We start from the raw sequence: 15,620 nt of genomic DNA on the forward strand, positions 1-15,620 counted from the left end.
TTCAGCCCTTCGTTGCTGAGTCGATGTCGGTGGAGGTGAAGCGGCTCTGGAAGACGAGGTAGAGGGCGACCGCCGGCGCGGCCAGGACGCAGGCCCCGGCGAGAATCGCGCCGAAGGGATTGGCGGCGGCGGAGGCGACGGTGCTGATGTAGTTGGCGAGCGAGACGGCCAGCGGCTGCATGTCCTGACGCTTGGTCACCAGGAACGGCCAGAGGAACTCGTTCCAGGGCCCGGTGAAGCTGAGCAGCACGACCGACATCAGGGCCGGCTTGCACAGCGGCAGCGCGATCCGGAAGAGGATCTGCAGCTCGTTCGCGCCGTCGATGCGGGCCGCCTCGAACATGGCGGCCGGCAGTTGCAGGAAGAACTGCCGGAAGACGAAGACGGCACTGGTGTTGATCGCGAACGGCAGGATCATGCCGAGGTAGGAGTCGGCGAGACCGTAGTCGCGGACGATCAGCACGTACAGCGGGATCAGCAGGAGCTGGAACGGCACGACCTGGACCAGCAGCACCAGGGCGAACGTCGAGCCGCGGCCGCGGAACTGCAGCCGGGCCAGGGCATAGCCGGCGAGCAGGCCGAACACGGTGGTGCAGAGGATCACACCGCCGGTGAAGATGCCGGAGTTCACCAGCGAACGGCCCAGCGAGATCGCCGAGTCGATCGCCGCGTAGTTGTGCAGGCTCAGGTTGGACGGGTTCGGGAACGCCCCGGCGGGGCTGGAGTCGGGCTCCTTCTGCAGGGAGCCGACGATCATGTAGTAGAAGGGGAAGAGGAAGGCGAAGGCGCCGATGAGCAAGGCGATGCGGGATCCGGTCGACCGGGTACGGGACCGCGGGGCGCGCTCGGCGGCGCGGCGCTCGCCGGCAAGGCCGGCTGCGACGTCGTTGGTCATCTCAGTCCCTCTCCACGAGTCGTCGGTAGACCAGCGAGACGGCGGTGATCAGGACGACGAGGATCACGCCGATGGCCGCCGCCTCGTCCGGGTGTCCCTGCTGCAGACCCCGCTGGTACATCAGCAGCACCGGTGAGGTCGTCGCCCCGTCGGGGCCGCCGCCGCTGGTGAGCAGATAGGGCTCGGTGAAGAGATTGGCGCCGGTGACGGTGGCCAGGATCAGCACCAGCAGGGTGGCGGGCCGGACCGCGGGAACGGTGATGGAGCGGAAGACGCGCAGCCGTCCGGCGCCGTCGAGGGCCGCCGACTCGTAGAGCTCCTGGGGCACGTTCTGCAGCGCCGACAGGTACAGCACCACGAAGAAGCCCAGTTGCTTCCACGCCACGAAGACCGCCACGACCGGCATGGCCAGATGGGAGTTGATCAGCCAGGACGGATCCGGCGCCAGCGGGCCGAGCGCCTGGTTGACCAGGCCGTCGCTGTTGAACAGGAACATCCATACGCCGACGACCGCGACGCTGGCCGTGATGTAGGGGATGTAGTACGCGGTGCGGAAGAATGACCGGAAGGGCAGCTTCTTGTTCAGCGCGTCGGCCAGGACCAGGGATGCGACGGCGGTCAGCGGAACGTTGATGACCAGGAAGACGGCGATGTTGGCGAACGAGCGCCAGACGTCCGGGTCGGTCAGCACCGTCGTGTAGTTCTCCCAGCCCACGAAGGGCCGGTCGACCTGGACGCCGGGAGCGGCGAAGAAGTAGTCGTGGAAGGACATCCACACGGCGAAGCCGAGGGGATACACGAAGATCGCGGCGAGGTAGATCAGGTAGGGGGAGACGAACAGGATGCCGATGGGCTGGTGGCCGCCCAGCCGCAGCCGCCACCGCCGTCTTGGCGCCGGTGCCTTGGCCGTGGTCCCGGCGGCGGGCCGGGACCGGTCAATGTCAGAGGTGGTACGGGACATGGCGGGTTCTCACTGGCCCTGGGCGAGCTTGTCCACCTTGGCCGCGGCGTCCTTGAGGGCCGTGGTGAGGTCGCCCTTCCCGAAGATGACGGCCCTGGTGTAGGTGTCGCGGAACGTCTGCCAGACCTCGACGGAGTTCGGCACGTTGGGTGCTTCGACGGTGTGCTCCGCCTGCTGCGCGAAGACCTCGTAGTCCTTGTGCGAGGCGAAGTAGGACGGGTAGACGCTCGTCAGGCCGGTGCGCATCGGCATCTGCCCGGTCGCCTCCAGCAGCTTGCCGTCCTGCTCCTTGCTGGTCGCGAACTTCATGACGTCCCAGGCCGTCCCGCGGTTCTTGCAGGAGGTGTACATGCCGATGGACTTCTCGTCGCTGAAGGTGCCCTTGCCGGCCGCGCCGTCGGCGGTGGGCACCGGCACGGCCCCCCACTTGAGCTTGTCGCCGTAGACGGAGACCGCCCAGGGGCCGACGGTGGCCATGGCCGACTTGCCCTCGGCGAAGGCGTCGCCGTTGTAGCTCTCCTTCGGCGCCAGGCCCTCGGCGTACATGGTCTTCCACAGCTGGGCGGTCTTGATGCCGTCGGGCGAGGCGAACTGGGCCTTGCCGTCCTCGACCAGTTGCTTGCCGGTCTGCGCGGTGAACATCGGGTAGTAGTCGAACCAGGACTGGTAGAACTCCGAGGTCGGGGCCGGCCAGATCGCGGCCTTGGCGGCCTTGGCCGCGACCAGCTTGCGCGAGGTGGCGAGGAAGTCCTGGTAGCTGGAGAGCTTGGGGTGCTCCGGGTCCAGCCCGGCCTTCCTGAACAGGTCCTTGTTGTAGAAGATCATCACCGGGTTGCTCTTCCACGGCAGCTGGTAGTACTTGCCGTCCGGCGACGCGTACTGCGACAGCCTGTCGCCGACGCGCTCCTGCAGGTACTTCTTGCCGTCGGGGAAGTCGTCGAGCGGAACGAGGCCGCCCTGCTTCTGGAACCCGGGCACGGCGGCCGGCGCGGTGTTGAGGATCAGGCAGGGCGCGTTGCCGGCGGTGATCGCCGCACCGATGACCTCTTCGGAGCTCTTGCCCGCGGGGATCTCCTGGGCGGTGATCTTCTCCTTGGGGTGGCCGGCGTTCCAGGCCGCCACCATGTTCTTGCCCCACGCGACTTCCTGCGCGTTGTTGGAGTACCAGATCGTGATCGGGCCGTGCGCGGTGGCGGAGGCGCCGGAGTCGGATCCGCCGCTGCCGCACGCACTGAGCGTCAGGGCGGCCACCGGCAGCAGGGCGAAGAGGGCCTTCTTCATCGGAGGTTTCCGTTTCTCGCTGGATGAATCTCTTGCGGTACGGCTCGGCCGGTGCGTGTGTGTCCCGTCCCGTCCCGGGGGCGGGGCACACCGGCGCGCCGCATGTCTCAGCGGACGTACGCGGGTCTCAGCGGACCGCCGCGGGTCTCAGCGACCGGCGCCGACATCCGCGACCGGCGCGGATATCGGCAATCGGCGCGGATCTCCGCGGACGTGCGCGTCTCAGCGGATGTGCGCGTCTCAGCGGACCGGCGCGGGGCCGGTGGAGCCGCGCACCACCAGGGCGGCGGGCTCCAGCTCCACGTCGGCGGTGGTGCCGGTCTCGATCAGTTCCACCAGCGCCTGCGCGGAGGCCCGGCCCCAGGAGACGGGGTTGGCGCGGCAGGTGGTCAGCGGGGGGCTGGTGTAGGAGGCGAGCGGTACGTCGTCGAAGCCGACCACGGACAGGTCCTCGGGCAGCCGCAGTCCGGCGTCCTGGGCGACCGCCATCCCGGCCGTGGCCGAGAGGTCGTTGCCGTAGACGATGGCCGTCGGCGGCGTGGGCCGCTGCAGCAGCAACCGGGTGGCCCGCGCTCCGCCCTCGGCGGTGAAGCCGCCCGGCAGTAACGTCCCCTCGGGCAGCCCCGCCTCGGTGAGGGCGTCGCTCCAGGCCTGGCGACGGCGCCGGGCGTGCACGAACTCCTCGGGGCCGGCCACGTAGGCGATGTCGCGGTGTCCCAGGCCGGCCAGGTGGTGTACGGCCGCACGGACGGCGGGACGGTCGTCGAGACTGACGGACGGCAGGCCGGCACCGGAATCCGGCACCCCCACGGCGACGGCCGGCAGGCCCAGCTCGGCGACCAGCGCCGGACGGGGGTCGCCGGCCCGCAGGTCGGTGAGGAACACGCCGTCCACGCGATGGTCGGCGGCGAGCCTGCGGTAGGTTTCCACCTCGTTCTCGGGGCGGCTCATCTGCAGCATCAGACCGTCACCGCTCTCCGATATGACCGTCTCGATGCCCGCCATGAAGGCGGGGAAGAACGGGTCGGTGCCGATGAGCTCGGGCTCACGTGCCAGGACCAGTCCGACCGCCCGGACCCGGCCCGTGGACAGCGCCCGGGCGCTGGAACTCGGCGTCCAGCCCAGCTCCTCGGCCGCGGACCGGACGCGCTCCTGGGTGTCCGCGGCCACGCCGGGACGGTTGTTGAGGACGAAGGAAACGGTCGCGCGGGAGACCCCGGCCAGTTTCGCCACGTCGGCGATCGTGGGACGTCGAGCCATGCGCGCACCGCTTTCTTCCAAGTAACCGTGCAAGCCCCCCAAGGGCGGCCGAGCAGGCCCGGCACCGGGGTGTCGTGAGGGGCACCCAACCGGCGTTTAAACCGGTTTGAATGAACGCCTCGTAGCCTCGGGGCTGGAGTCGCGGAAAGTCAATAGCCCGAAAGAAAGTTGTCCACTTGTCATATCCTGATACGACATGGGTGTTTTGCTCCGACCGGAGGGGCGGGCCGACGACGGCAGCCTCCACGGTGCGCGAGGGCCTCTCCCGATGCGGGCCGACACCCCCCGGACAGGGCGAGAAAGAAGATTCGCGAGGCTTCACGGAAATCGCCGGACTGCTGCATTACGAGCAATTTCCGGCCAGGCCGGCAGTGCCCTGGCGGCGAGCAATACCGCTCCCCCGGCGGGACTCTCAGAAAATCTCCCGCTCGTGACACCTTCCGGGATCCCGGCGGACCCCGCCGATCCCGCGACATCCCGCCGAACAGGAATCTCGGCAGGTCAACGCCGTGCGGAGGGCCCCGGCATCGGCCGCATGATCCGAGGTCGCCTTTCACCGATTCGGCACCCCGGAAGCATACGGAAGCAGAGACAAAAACCGGTCGATCGGCACGAAACGCGTGGCCACCAGCAGCACGCGACGGCCGTCAATGCCCCGTACACCCTCTTATTGCGCGTCGGCCACGACGGGCCCCGCCCTGCGACGGTCACCCGGGCGACCGGGCCGGAGTTTCTGTCCGGCCGCCGAGGAGCGGTACGGATGCCGGTGGCCGGGCAACTGCCCGGCGAGGGCGTGGCCGCGTGCGCCGGATCCTGGCCCTGGCCGACGCGAGCCTCAGTGGCATGCACATGATTAGCTAGGCCCAGCGGGCGGCCGCGCCGTGGCGCAGGACGTCCTCGGCTGGAGTGAGCCGCGTCGAAGGTGATGTGCAGCCCGGCCCGGGTGAGGAGCACGCCGACGCCGATCTCCGGCAGCCCGCACTCACGGCCGCCAGGGCCCGGCCCATGACGAACCCGACCACAAAGCCGACCACGTCGGCCCACAGCGGCGGCATGTCCCCCCCTGGCGAGGCCGTGACCGACAGCAGAAGCACCCCGGCCAGATGCGGTTCTGCGGGACTCCGTCAACCGACAAGTCAGCATCGAACTCCCGGGACTCGGTCGCGGAGGGCACAAGACCGGCTGACACAGACGTCGCCGGACTGGCCGTCACTGGTCCGCCGACGTTCCCGGAGACGAATGGCACCTCCGCACGCGCAGCAGACGCACCGGTTCCCCTTCCAGGCGTTGCTGACCGGGCTTGGCGGGCGGGCGGTGGGTCCGGGCCGTGAGCCTGGTCGTCCCGCAGCACCCCGCCCGTCACACGCACCGCCGCCATTGCACGACGTGCGACTGCCGGAAGCCCGCAGCGGGCGATATCGTCACCGGACGACCGACGACCGGACGTCGGCGCGATTCGCCAGGGACGAACCGGGGACGTGATGAGCATTCGGATTGAGCCTGCTTGTAGGCGACTGCTGGCGCACTCGACCGGCAGCACGACCACCCACCAGGGAAGCGGATACACCATCACCACGCACTACCGGACCTATCCCTTCATCGTCCGCAGGCCGGGGTCCGGCACGACCACCACTGCGGTGGCGTGTGGTACCTGTGACGCGGCCGTCGGTGTCCGCGTCCACAGCGTCGAGGAAGCCACCCGCCGCAGGCGCCGGATCGCTCTCGGAACGGTGTTGCTGCTCGTCGTCCTGCTTGTGGCCGCGATCAAACTGGCCCGCCTGGACGCCTGGCCGCCGGTCGGGGCCATCGCGTTCGTAGGCGGGTTCGGGGCCTACCGGCTGTACCGGGCATGGCAGCGCTACGACGGTATCCGGGCCCTCGAACGCCGCCACAAGATACTGCCGCCCACCGACGCCGCCGGGTAGATGCTCCTGGCCGTGGGCATGTGGGGGGTTTGGCGCCACCGGCGGCCGCGACGCGGGCGGGGAAACGGCGCCAGGGCCTAACGCCTATCCCCCAGTTGCGGCCTCCCGCATGGCGGCCGCCTCTGTGCGGCCGTCGGCTCACACACCGCTCAGCCTCGACGACCCGCCCAGGACGAGCCCGGAGCCCGGCGTGATGCGCGCGCCGGGTCCCGGCAGTCGTACGGCCGCCGGCTCAGCGCCCGACGGCCATCCGTACGAAGTCGGTTCCGCCGACGCGGGCCCGCCGGCCCTTCGGGCCCGCGACACCCAACTCGCCAGCGCGGTCTCGTTGATCCCGAGATCCTGCGCGACCTGCGCGATCGGCTTGCCGGTCTCGGCGACGGTCCGCACAGCCTCCTCACGGAACTCCGCGCCGAACTTCCGCCTCTTGCCTGCCATGACCTCAACTTCCGCTGCGGTCATGGTTTTAACACTACGAGGGGAAGGTCACCTGCCCGCTCGCCTGGCGCCGGGCACAGGCGTGGGGGGGACCCGCGGCGGCCGCCCCGTCAGCCGATGTCGACCACGACCTTGCCCCGGGCGGTGCCGCTCTCCACGGCGGCGTGGGCGTCGGTGACGTCGGCGAGCGTGAAGTGCCTCGGGTCGAGCAGCGGCTTGAGTGCCCCGGCGTCGGCGAGCGTGGCCGCCTCGCGCATGATCTCGCCGTGGTGTTCCCGGCCGCGCCCGGTCAGCAGGGGCAGCAGGGTGAAGACACCGGAGTAGGTCGCACCGCGGAAGGACAGGGGGGCGAGGCTGTGGCTTCCCCAGCCCAGGGCGCTCACGACGTGCCCCGTGTAGGTGCGTACCGCGGCGAAGGAGTCGTCGAGGACGGAGCCGCCGACGGTGTCGAACACGACGTCGAAGCCGTCGCCGCCGGTGTGCTCGGCGACGTACTCCTGCACGGCGGTCGTGGTGTAGTCGATCGGGGTGGCGCCCAGGCGCTGGACGACCTCCCGTCGGGCGGGCGAGGCGGTGGCGAAGACCTCGGCACCGCGGGCCCGGGCGATCTGTACGGCCACCTGGCCGATGCCGCCGGCTCCGCCGTGGACGAGGACCTTCTGTCCCGCGTGGACCCGCGCCCGGTCCACGAGGCCCTCCCAGGCCGTGATGAAGACCAGGGGCAGGGCCGCCGCCTCGCGCATGCTGAGCGCGGCCGGCTTGCGGGCCAGCAGACGGGCGTCGACGGCCGCGTACTCGGCGAGCGTGCCCTGCACGTCACCGACTCCGCCGGTCATGCCGAAGACCTCGTCGCCGGGGGCGAAGGCCGTGACGCCGGGGCCGGTCTCCTCGACCACGCCGGCCAGGTCCAGGCCGAGGACGGCCGGGAGCGTGCGCCGGGCGTGGGCGGCCTTGCCGGCCCGGATCTTGGTGTCCAGCGGATTGACGCCGCTGGCCTCGATCCTGACAAGCACCTGCCCCGGGCCGGCGACGGGCTTGTCGATCTCGCTGAGGACCAGCGGAGTGTCGAACTCCCGGAGAACCACTGCGCGCATGGCTGCGCCTCTTTCCTGTCTTGCTGGGTGGGTGTGCGCGGTCGGCACGGTGGTGCACCGGCCGCGATCAGATGTGACTGCCGACGAGCAGGTGCGCCGCCGACTTCGCTTCCTCCACGACGGAGCGGTCCTGGAGCAGGCGTCCCGAGGTCAGGGCGCCGTCGATCAGAAGCCCGATCTGCCGGGCGAGCGCGCCGGGGACTTTCGCGCCGGCGCGCTCGCACAGTTCGGTCAGCCAGTCCTGACGACGCCGCGTGTGCTGCACGGTGATGGCCCGGGCCTCCGAGTCCAGGTCCGCCTCGACCGCCGCGCTGACGAACGGACACCCGAAGAAGCCATGCCGGTCGAAGGCGTCCGTCAGCGCGTCGAACAGCCCGACGAGCTGCTCGCGAGGGTCGTCCCCGCTGCGTGCGGCGGCGTCCTGCAGTTGCGCCATCCAGGAGTCGTCGGTCCTGCGCAGGTACGCCGCGACGAGCTCTTCCTTGGTGCGGAAGTGCACGTACAGCGTCGACTTGGCGACGCCCGACGCCGCGATGACCTGATCGACGCCGACGCCGCGCAGCCCGTTCGCGTAGAACAGCTCCGCCGCCGCCGTGAGGATCCTCTCCTCGGACTTCGTCTTCCTGACCCGTGTCACCATGGCTCGACCTCCTTAATCGGACAGACTAGTTCGTTCGATTAAGTTCCGCAAGCGCGGAGTCCCGGGGCCGGCGGAGCCCTGGGGAGTTCGATCGGCCGGGCGCACTGCCGCGGCGGGGCCCGGCTGCCCGCGGTCCGCCGTGTCGCTCCGATGAGCGAAACTGCGTCTCATGTCGACTCATCTGACGCGGGACGTACTCGCTGAGCGGGATCAACGGCTGGTCGCGGCGCTGCAGTACAACGGCAGGATCAGCGCGGAGGAGGCGTCGTCCGTCCTGGGCTACAGCACGCGTGAGGTGCAACGCCGGTTGAAGTCCATGACGGGCAGTGGCGCGGTTCGCGTGGTGGCCCGCCGCACTCGCGGCCCGCACGTGGGAGCGACGATGCTGCGCGTCAAGGTGCTGCGCGGCAAGCTCGACACGATCACGTCCGCCCTGGCCAGACGCGAGGACATCCCCTTCGTCGACGTGTCGGCGAGCGGCGACGAGATCTCGGCGGTGCTGCTGCACACCTTCGAACCCCGCAACCGGCTGATCTTCCAGCAGCTGCCCGCCACCGGCGCCGTCACGGCGGTGACGGCGCAGACCGTGCTGCACGTGTTCTGCGAGGCGAGCGACTGGCGGCTCGACGTGCTCACCGCACGGGAACGCGAGATGCTGGCCCGAAGCCCTCAACCGCCCGCGCCCGGTCGGGAGTTGGACGCGACGGACGAGGACATCGTGGCCGCGCTGGAATCCGACGGAAGACTGTCCGCCGCCGCGGTGGCCGACCGCACCGGGCACGCGGAGTCCACCGTGCGCCGCCGGATGGCGTCGCTGTTCTCCCAGGGGCAGGTCGGTACACAGGTCCTCGTCGATCCACAGCGGCTCGGCATGGACATCGACGCGAACATCTGGATGGAGGTCCCGCCCGATCACCTGGACGCCACCGGCCGCTCCCTGGCCCGGCACCCTGCCGTCCACGGTGCCCTGGCCACGACCGGGCGGGCGAACCTGTGTGTGGCCGTGTGGTTCCGCGACATCGGGGAGCTGTACCGCTTCCTCACCGAGGACCTGAGCGGACGCTCCATCGCCGGCACGGACACCGTCCTGGTCGGGCAGTGGGTCAAGCGGGCTGGAATCCACCGGTGAACCGAGCCCCCTGAGACACAATCGCTCTCAACGGCAGCCCGAGGTGCTGGTTCCGCTCAAAAGTAGCCGCCTGTGGCCGCGTCCGCGGCCGCGTCGATCGATGATCGCAGACATGCCCGTCACATCAGCCAGGGAGAGACACATGTCGGACATCGATCTGCTCGCACCCATGACGGAGGCCGCCCATGCGGCCGGAGACTTCCTGCGGGCCGCCCCCGTCCCGGCGCCGGCCGCCACCTGGGCGGAGTTCGCGCACAACTTCGAGGCGCTCGACAAGCCCGCCGCCGACCGGCTGCGCGCCCGCCTTTCCGGGCTGCGTCCCGGCGCCGCCTGGGGCGAGGAACTGGGCGACACCCTCCCCGCGCACGGCGAGGTGTGGGTCGTCGACGCCGTGGACGGGGCGGTGCAGCTCCTGCAGGACCTGCCGTACTGGTCCGTCAGCATCACGCTCGTGCGCGACCTGCGGCCGGTGGCGACGGTGCTGCACTCGCCCGTGCGGGGTGAGACCTACACCGCCGCTCGCGGGCACGGTGCCCGGCTCAACGGCCGGCTGATCGAGCCCTCCCGCAAGACCGAGCTCGAACTCGCTCTGCTGGCGACCAGTCAACCGCCCACCGTGGCCGACCAGCCGGACGCCGTCCACGCCGCGGGCCGCTCGCTCTCGGCGCTCCTGCCCCACGCCGGGGCGGTGCGCAACCTCGGACCGACCTCCTGGCAGGTCGCGGACGCCGCCGGGGGGCGCATCGACGCCTTCTGGGAGTACGGACTCGACGACGTCAACCTCCTCGGCGGCTCCCTCGTGGCCACCGAGGCCGGACTGCGGGTGACCGACATCGAGGGCAACCCCTGGCAAGCAGGCGCCGCGAGCTTCATCACCGCCCCGGCCGCGCTCCACGACCAGCTCCTGAAGCTCCTCTCCTGACCCGGCCCGCAGGGTCTGCCGGCGGCCGGGTCCGGGGCTTCGTACGTCCGGGGCTTCGTACGTCCGGTGCTTGGCACGGCGTGCGCGATGCCGAGCGCGAGGCGCGGATCACCGAGCGAGTCCGGCACCCTCGCGTCCGGCGCCCGCGGGTGCGGTGGGCGCGGGTGCGGTGGGCGCGGAACTCCCCCGGGCCGCGCCCACCGCGGGTGTGTCAGGCCGCCCGGCGGGCCTGTCCCCGGTGGTCGCGGATGATGTCCGCGTACCGGCGTCCGCTGCCCTTGATCGTGCGGGCCTGGGTGCGGTAGTCGACGTGGACCAGGCCGAAACGCTTCTCGTAGCCGTACGCCCACTCGAAGTTGTCCAGCAGCGACCAGGCGAAGTAGCCGGCCAGCGGGGCCCCCTTGCGGACCGCCGAGGCGCAGGCCGCGAGATGGCCGGCCAGGTACTCCTGGCGCTCGGGGTCGTCGATCGTGCCGTCGGGGCGGACCACGTCCGGGTAGGCGGAACCGTTCTCGGTCACGTAGAGCTTGCGGGCGCCGTACTCCTCGGTGAGGCGCAGCAGCAGCGTCTCGATGCCGCTCGCGTCGATCTCCCAGTCCATGCCGGTGCGCGGGACGCCGGGACGGTGCACCGAACGGGCGTAGGGCGCGGGGCCGCCCGGGTCGTCCTCCACGTACGCCGGGAAGTAGTAGTTCAGGCCCAGCCAGTCGAGCGGGGTGGCGATGGTCTCCAGGTCGCCCGGCCGCTCCGGGAGTTCGACGCCGTAGGTCTCGACCATGTCGGCCGGGAAGCCGCGGCCGTGCACCGGGTCGAGCCACCAGCGGTTGACGTGGCCGTCGTGGCGGCGGACGGCGGCGGCGTCCTCGGGGCGGTCCGAGGCGGCGAACACGGTGGAGAGGTTGTTCACGATGCCGACCTCGGCACCGGGCGCGGCGGCGCGGATCGCCTGGGCGGCCAGGCCGTGGCCGAGGAGCAGGTGGTAGGAGGCGCGGACGGCGGCCGTGAGGTCGGTCAGACCGGGGGCCATCTTGCCCTCCAGGTGGCCGATCCAGGCCGAGCAGGAGGGCTCGTTGAGGGTGGTCCAGTGCCGGACGCGGTCACCGAGGCGCCCGGCGACGACGGAGGCGTACGCGGCGAAGTGCTCGGCAGTCGGCCGCTCGGTCCAGCCGCCCCGGTCCTGGAGGGCCTGCGGCAGGTCCCAGTGGTAGAGGGTGACCGACGGGGTGATGCCGGCCGCCAGCAGCACGTCGATCAACTCGTCGTAGAAGTCGAGGCCCCTGGCGTTGACCGGGCCGTCGCCGCCGGGCCGCACGCGCGGCCAGGCGACCGACAACCGGTAGGCGTTGGTGCCCAGTCGGCGCATCAGCTCGATGTCCTCGCGCCAGCGGTGGTAGTGGTCGCACGCGACGTCGCCGTTGTCGTCGCCTGCGATCTTCCCCGGGGTGTGCGAGAAGGTGTCCCAGATGGAGGGTCCACGGCCGTCCTCGGTGACGGCTCCCTCGATCTGGTACGCCGCGGTTGCCGTGCCCCACAGGAAGTCGTGCGGGAGGGCGGCGAGGTCGATGGTCACGAAAGTCCCTTCGGAACTGGAGGGTTCACTTGACGGCGCCGGCGGTCAGCCCGGCGACCAGGTAGCGCTGGAGGAGCAGGAAGCCGGCCACGACGGGGACGCTCACCACCAGTGAGGCGGCCATGATCTGGTTCCAGTACACGTCGTTGAGCGTGGAGTAGCCCTGGAGCCCGACGGCCAGGGTGCGGGTGGTGTCGTTGGTCATCACGGACGCGAAGAGCACCTCGCCCCAGGCGGTCATGAAGGCGTAGACGGCCACCGCGACGATGCCGGGGATCGCGGCGGGTACGACGATCCGCAGCAGCGCGCCGAGCGGCCCGCAGCCGTCCACCAGGGCCGCCTCGTCCAGGTCCCTCGGCACCGAGTCGAAGTACCCGATCAGCATCCAGATCGAGAACGGCAGCGAGAAGGTCAGGTAGGTGAGGATCAGGCCGCCGCGGGAGCCGAACAGGGCGATGCCGGTGGCGTTGCCGATGTTGACGTACAGGAGGAACAGCGGGAGCAGGAAGAGGATGCCCGGGAACATCTGCGTGGACAGCACGGTCACCGTGAAGACCCGCTTGCCGCGGAACTCGTAGCGGCTGACCGCGTACGCGGCGAACACGGCGACGACGACCGAGCAGACGGTCGCCGCGACCGACACGATCAGCGAGTTCACGAAGTACTTGGCGAGCGGGACCGTCGACCAGATGTCGATGTACGGGCGGACGGTCAGCCCGCTCGGCAGCCAGCGGAACTTGCCGGTGACGTCCGCGAGGGGCTTGAGCGAGCTGGAGATCATCACGTACACGGGGACCAGCACGAACCCGGTGAGCAGCGTGAGGAAGATCCGCCGGGACCAGAGGAAGGAGCGCGGCGGGGCCATCGGCGAGCTGGGGCTAGACATCCGCGGTCCTCCGTCCGCGCGAGGTGAACACCAGGTACCCGCCGGTCACCACCAGCAGGAAGAGCAGCAGGAGCACGGACATGGCCGAGCCGGTGCCGAAGTTCCAGGTGACGAAGGAGGCCTGGTAGATGTGGACCGAGATGAGGTCGGCGGCCTCCGGGGCGGACTTGCCGAACAGGACGTACGGCGTGTTGAAGTCGTTGAACGTCCAGAGGAACAGGACCAGGATCAGCACCTGGTTGACCGGGCGCAGCGACGGCAGGGTGATGCGGCGGATCTGCTGCCACATGCCGGCGCCGTCCAGGGCGGCCGCCTCGTACAGCTCCCGCGGGATGTTCTGGAGTCCGGCCATCACGATCAGGAAGGCGAACGGCCAGCCTTTCCACACCGACACGATGAGCAGGGCGTAGAAGCTGTTGTCGCCGATCAGCCAGAAGGACGGCTTGCCGGTGAGGTGCAGCTGGTCGTGCAGGACGTGGTTCACCAGGCCGTTGTCGTGCTGGAACATGAACACCCAGGTGATGACGGCCGCGTAGACCGGCAGTGCGTACGGCACCAGGAACAGGGCGCGCAGCAGGCCCCGGCCGCGGAAGGTGTCCTGCATGAACACCGCGGCCGCGGTGCCGATCAGCCAGCACAGGCCGACCGAGAGCAGGGTGAAGCCGACGGTGACGAAGAAGGAGTGCAACAGGGCTTTGCCGACCGGCGCGTCGAAGTCGACGGCCATCCTGTAGTTGCCGAAACCGGCCCAGGGGGCGGTGGTCCAGTCCCGGATGAAGAACTGGGTGAGCTCCTTGAAGCTCATCACGACGCCGATGACCATCGGGACGAGATGGACGAGGAGTTCGAGCAGCAGGGCGGGCAGGAGCAGCAGGTAGGGCAGTCCGATCCGGCGGATCCGCCCGGGGCGGCGGCCTGAACCGCCCGCCGCCCCGGGGGACTTCGCACGCACCGGCTCTTGCACGGCGGTGGTGGTCGTCATGGTGCTCAGGCCGCCGGCATCTGCTGCTGGGCCTTCTCCAGCTCGGCCTTCACGGAGTCGGTGGTGATGGGGCGCCCGGCGGCCACGTCGGCGAACAGGTTCTTCACGGCCGTACCGACGGTCGTCTCGAACTGGGACTCCGAGGCCACCTGGGGCAGGGCCGCGGCGCTGGTGGCGAGGGTGTTCTTCAGGACGGAGTTGGCGGGGGTGTTGAAGGCCGCGTCCTGCTGGGCGGTCTTGACCGGCGGGATGGAGCTGTAGGCGGTGTTGAGGATCTTCTGCTCGTCGTCGCTGGTCATGAACTTCACGAACTTCGCGGCGCCGTCGAGGTTCTTGGTGTTCTTGAAGACCGCCAGGTTGATGCCGGCGACCATCGAGTTGACCTGGGTGCCGGTGCCGGGGGTGCCGGACTGCACGGGCACCGGCGCGATGCCGTAGTCGCTGTCGCTCATGCCCTGCGACTTGAGGTTGGCGGACGCCGACTGCCACAGCAGCATGGCCTGCTTGCCCTTGGCGAAGTCGCTGACCGACTGGTTCTGCGCGTACTCGGCGTCACCGGTGGGGATGACCTTGTCCTTGGCCATCAGGTCGATGTACTGCTTCACCGCGGCGACGACGTTGTCGTTGGTGAAGTCCGGCTTGCCGTCGGAGGTGAAGAAGTCGGCGCCGTGCTGCTTGGCGAAGACGAAGACGTGGTGGATGTTCTCCGAGACGTTGCCGCCCTCGGCGCCCAGCACCGAATTGCCCTTCGCCGATATCTTCTTGCCGTCGGCGATCAGCTCGTCCCAGGTGGCGGGCGGCTGGGAGATGCCGGCGTCGGCGAAGATCTTCTTGTTGTAGTAGAGCGCGTACGCCATCGAGTACAGCGGTACGGCCGCCGGGTCCTTGCCCGTGGCGCCGGTGGAGCCGAGCGCGGAGTCGACGAACCGGTCCTTGCCGCCGATCTTGGCGAAGTTCTTGGCGTCCCAGGGCAGCAGCGCGCCGGTCGCCTGCAGCGAGGCGCTCCAGGTGTTGCCGATGTTCAGCACGTCGGGGCCCTGGCCCGAGGTGGTCGCGGTCAGGATCCGGTTGAGCAGGTCCGACCAGGGCACGACCTCGAGCTTGACCTTGATGCCGGTCTGCTTCTGGAACTTGTCGAGCTCCGGCTGGAGCACCTTCTTGTCGGCCTCGATGCTGGCACCCTGGTTGGAGGCCCAGTAGGTCAGCGTCTTCGGGGAGTCGTTGGACCCGCCGCCGGTGGACGAACCGCCACCGCAGGCCGTGGCCGCGAGGGCGAGAGACATGGTGACGGCGCCTACGGCCGCGGCTCGGATGCTGCGCATGGCTCCTGCTGTGCCTTTCCGGGAGTCGAGAACCCCGAGAGGGCTTCGCGAAGGCCGCCGCCCGCGAGTACGGACGCCTGGGCCGACGTTCGGCTTCCGAAGCCCCTCATGGCTTAATTTAGGACGTGAGTTAATCCCCCGGAGGGTGGCTCGTCAAGGGATCCGGCACGGGTGTCCACGCAGGCGGGCAAGGGAGCGGCCGGCGACGGAGCGGCGCTACGCCCACGCCCGACGGCGTGACCTGGGCCGAAGCCGGACGCCCTGCGCGGCGAGCGGCCGGCCGCCGTTCGACAACGGTTGTGTTTCGACGGGCGA

General features: G+C 70.1%; 14 protein-coding genes. 3 read left to right on the plus strand and 11 right to left on the minus strand.

Features of this window, described 5'->3' with window-relative positions; translation table 11 throughout:
* Position 1: 1 nt before the first annotated feature.
* From LQ326_RS18770 to LQ326_RS18785, 4 genes are all read right to left on the minus strand, one after another.
* Positions 2-895 carry a carbohydrate ABC transporter permease gene (locus LQ326_RS18770; protein ID WP_234538251.1) on the minus strand — a complete coding sequence of 298 codons (894 nt, stop codon included), beginning with the start codon at positions 893-895 and terminating at the stop codon, positions 2-4.
* Between the two features lies 1 nt (position 896).
* Complete coding sequence (locus LQ326_RS18775; RefSeq protein ID WP_234538252.1) at positions 897-1,856, minus strand: carbohydrate ABC transporter permease; 960 nt, start codon at positions 1,854-1,856, stop codon at positions 897-899.
* A 9-nt stretch (positions 1,857-1,865) separates the two neighbouring features.
* Positions 1,866-3,137 carry an extracellular solute-binding protein gene (locus LQ326_RS18780; RefSeq protein WP_234538253.1) on the minus strand — a complete coding sequence of 424 codons (1,272 nt, stop codon included), beginning with the start codon at positions 3,135-3,137 and terminating at the stop codon, positions 1,866-1,868.
* Between the two features lie 240 nt (positions 3,138-3,377).
* The gene (locus LQ326_RS18785; protein WP_234538254.1) at positions 3,378-4,397 is read right to left on the minus strand and encodes a LacI family DNA-binding transcriptional regulator; all 1,020 of its coding nucleotides are present in this window, start codon (positions 4,395-4,397) and stop codon (positions 3,378-3,380) included.
* A 1,481-nt stretch (positions 4,398-5,878) separates the two neighbouring features.
* Between LQ326_RS18785 and LQ326_RS18790 the strand changes: the two genes are divergently transcribed.
* Positions 5,879-6,322 carry a hypothetical protein gene (locus LQ326_RS18790; RefSeq protein WP_234538255.1) on the plus strand — a complete coding sequence of 148 codons (444 nt, stop codon included), beginning with the start codon at positions 5,879-5,881 and terminating at the stop codon, positions 6,320-6,322.
* Positions 6,323-6,460: 138 nt separating this feature from the next.
* Here the strand turns inward: LQ326_RS18790 and LQ326_RS18795 are convergent, their stop codons facing one another.
* From LQ326_RS18795 to LQ326_RS18805, 3 genes are all read right to left on the minus strand, one after another.
* Positions 6,461-6,784 carry a transposase gene (locus LQ326_RS18795; RefSeq protein WP_234538256.1) on the minus strand — a complete coding sequence of 108 codons (324 nt, stop codon included), beginning with the start codon at positions 6,782-6,784 and terminating at the stop codon, positions 6,461-6,463.
* An 86-nt stretch (positions 6,785-6,870) separates the two neighbouring features.
* Positions 6,871-7,854, minus strand: coding sequence for a zinc-dependent alcohol dehydrogenase family protein (locus LQ326_RS18800; RefSeq protein WP_234538257.1), 984 nt, complete (start codon positions 7,852-7,854; stop codon positions 6,871-6,873).
* Positions 7,855-7,921: 67 nt separating this feature from the next.
* Complete coding sequence (locus LQ326_RS18805; RefSeq protein WP_234538258.1) at positions 7,922-8,494, minus strand: TetR/AcrR family transcriptional regulator; 573 nt, start codon at positions 8,492-8,494, stop codon at positions 7,922-7,924.
* A 169-nt stretch (positions 8,495-8,663) separates the two neighbouring features.
* On the opposite strand from LQ326_RS18805, the gene LQ326_RS18810 reads away from it, so the two are divergent.
* Positions 8,664-9,623: an Lrp/AsnC family transcriptional regulator gene (locus tag LQ326_RS18810; protein WP_234538259.1), complete on the plus strand. Its 960-nt coding sequence runs from the start codon at positions 8,664-8,666 to the stop codon at positions 9,621-9,623.
* 142 nt (positions 9,624-9,765) lie between these two features.
* Positions 9,766-10,545: an inositol monophosphatase family protein gene (locus tag LQ326_RS18815; protein ID WP_234538261.1), complete on the plus strand. Its 780-nt coding sequence runs from the start codon at positions 9,766-9,768 to the stop codon at positions 10,543-10,545.
* A 211-nt stretch (positions 10,546-10,756) separates the two neighbouring features.
* Here LQ326_RS18815 and LQ326_RS18820 read toward each other — a convergent pair whose 3' ends face one another.
* The 4 genes from LQ326_RS18820 to LQ326_RS18835 are packed head-to-tail and all read right to left on the minus strand — an operon-like array spanning position 10,757 to position 15,305.
* Positions 10,757-12,115 (minus strand): GH1 family beta-glucosidase, encoded by a 1,359-nt coding sequence (locus LQ326_RS18820; RefSeq protein ID WP_234538263.1) that lies wholly within the window; start codon positions 12,113-12,115, stop codon positions 10,757-10,759.
* 25 nt (positions 12,116-12,140) lie between these two features.
* Positions 12,141-13,001, minus strand: a complete 861-nt coding sequence (locus LQ326_RS18825; protein WP_234538265.1) for a carbohydrate ABC transporter permease — start codon at positions 12,999-13,001, stop codon at positions 12,141-12,143.
* Positions 12,994-13,983, minus strand: a complete 990-nt coding sequence (locus LQ326_RS18830) for a carbohydrate ABC transporter permease (RefSeq protein ID WP_234538266.1) — start codon at positions 13,981-13,983, stop codon at positions 12,994-12,996. Before LQ326_RS18830 ends, LQ326_RS18825 begins: the two co-directional genes overlap by 8 nt.
* Before the next feature lie 5 nt (positions 13,984-13,988).
* Positions 13,989-15,305, minus strand: a complete 1,317-nt coding sequence (locus LQ326_RS18835) for an ABC transporter substrate-binding protein (protein ID WP_234538268.1) — start codon at positions 15,303-15,305, stop codon at positions 13,989-13,991.
* Positions 15,306-15,620 lie beyond the last annotated feature (315 nt).

The sequence above is a fragment of the Streptomyces shenzhenensis genome, assembly GCF_021462265.1.
Lineage (GTDB): Bacteria > Actinomycetota > Actinomycetes > Streptomycetales > Streptomycetaceae > Streptomyces > Streptomyces shenzhenensis.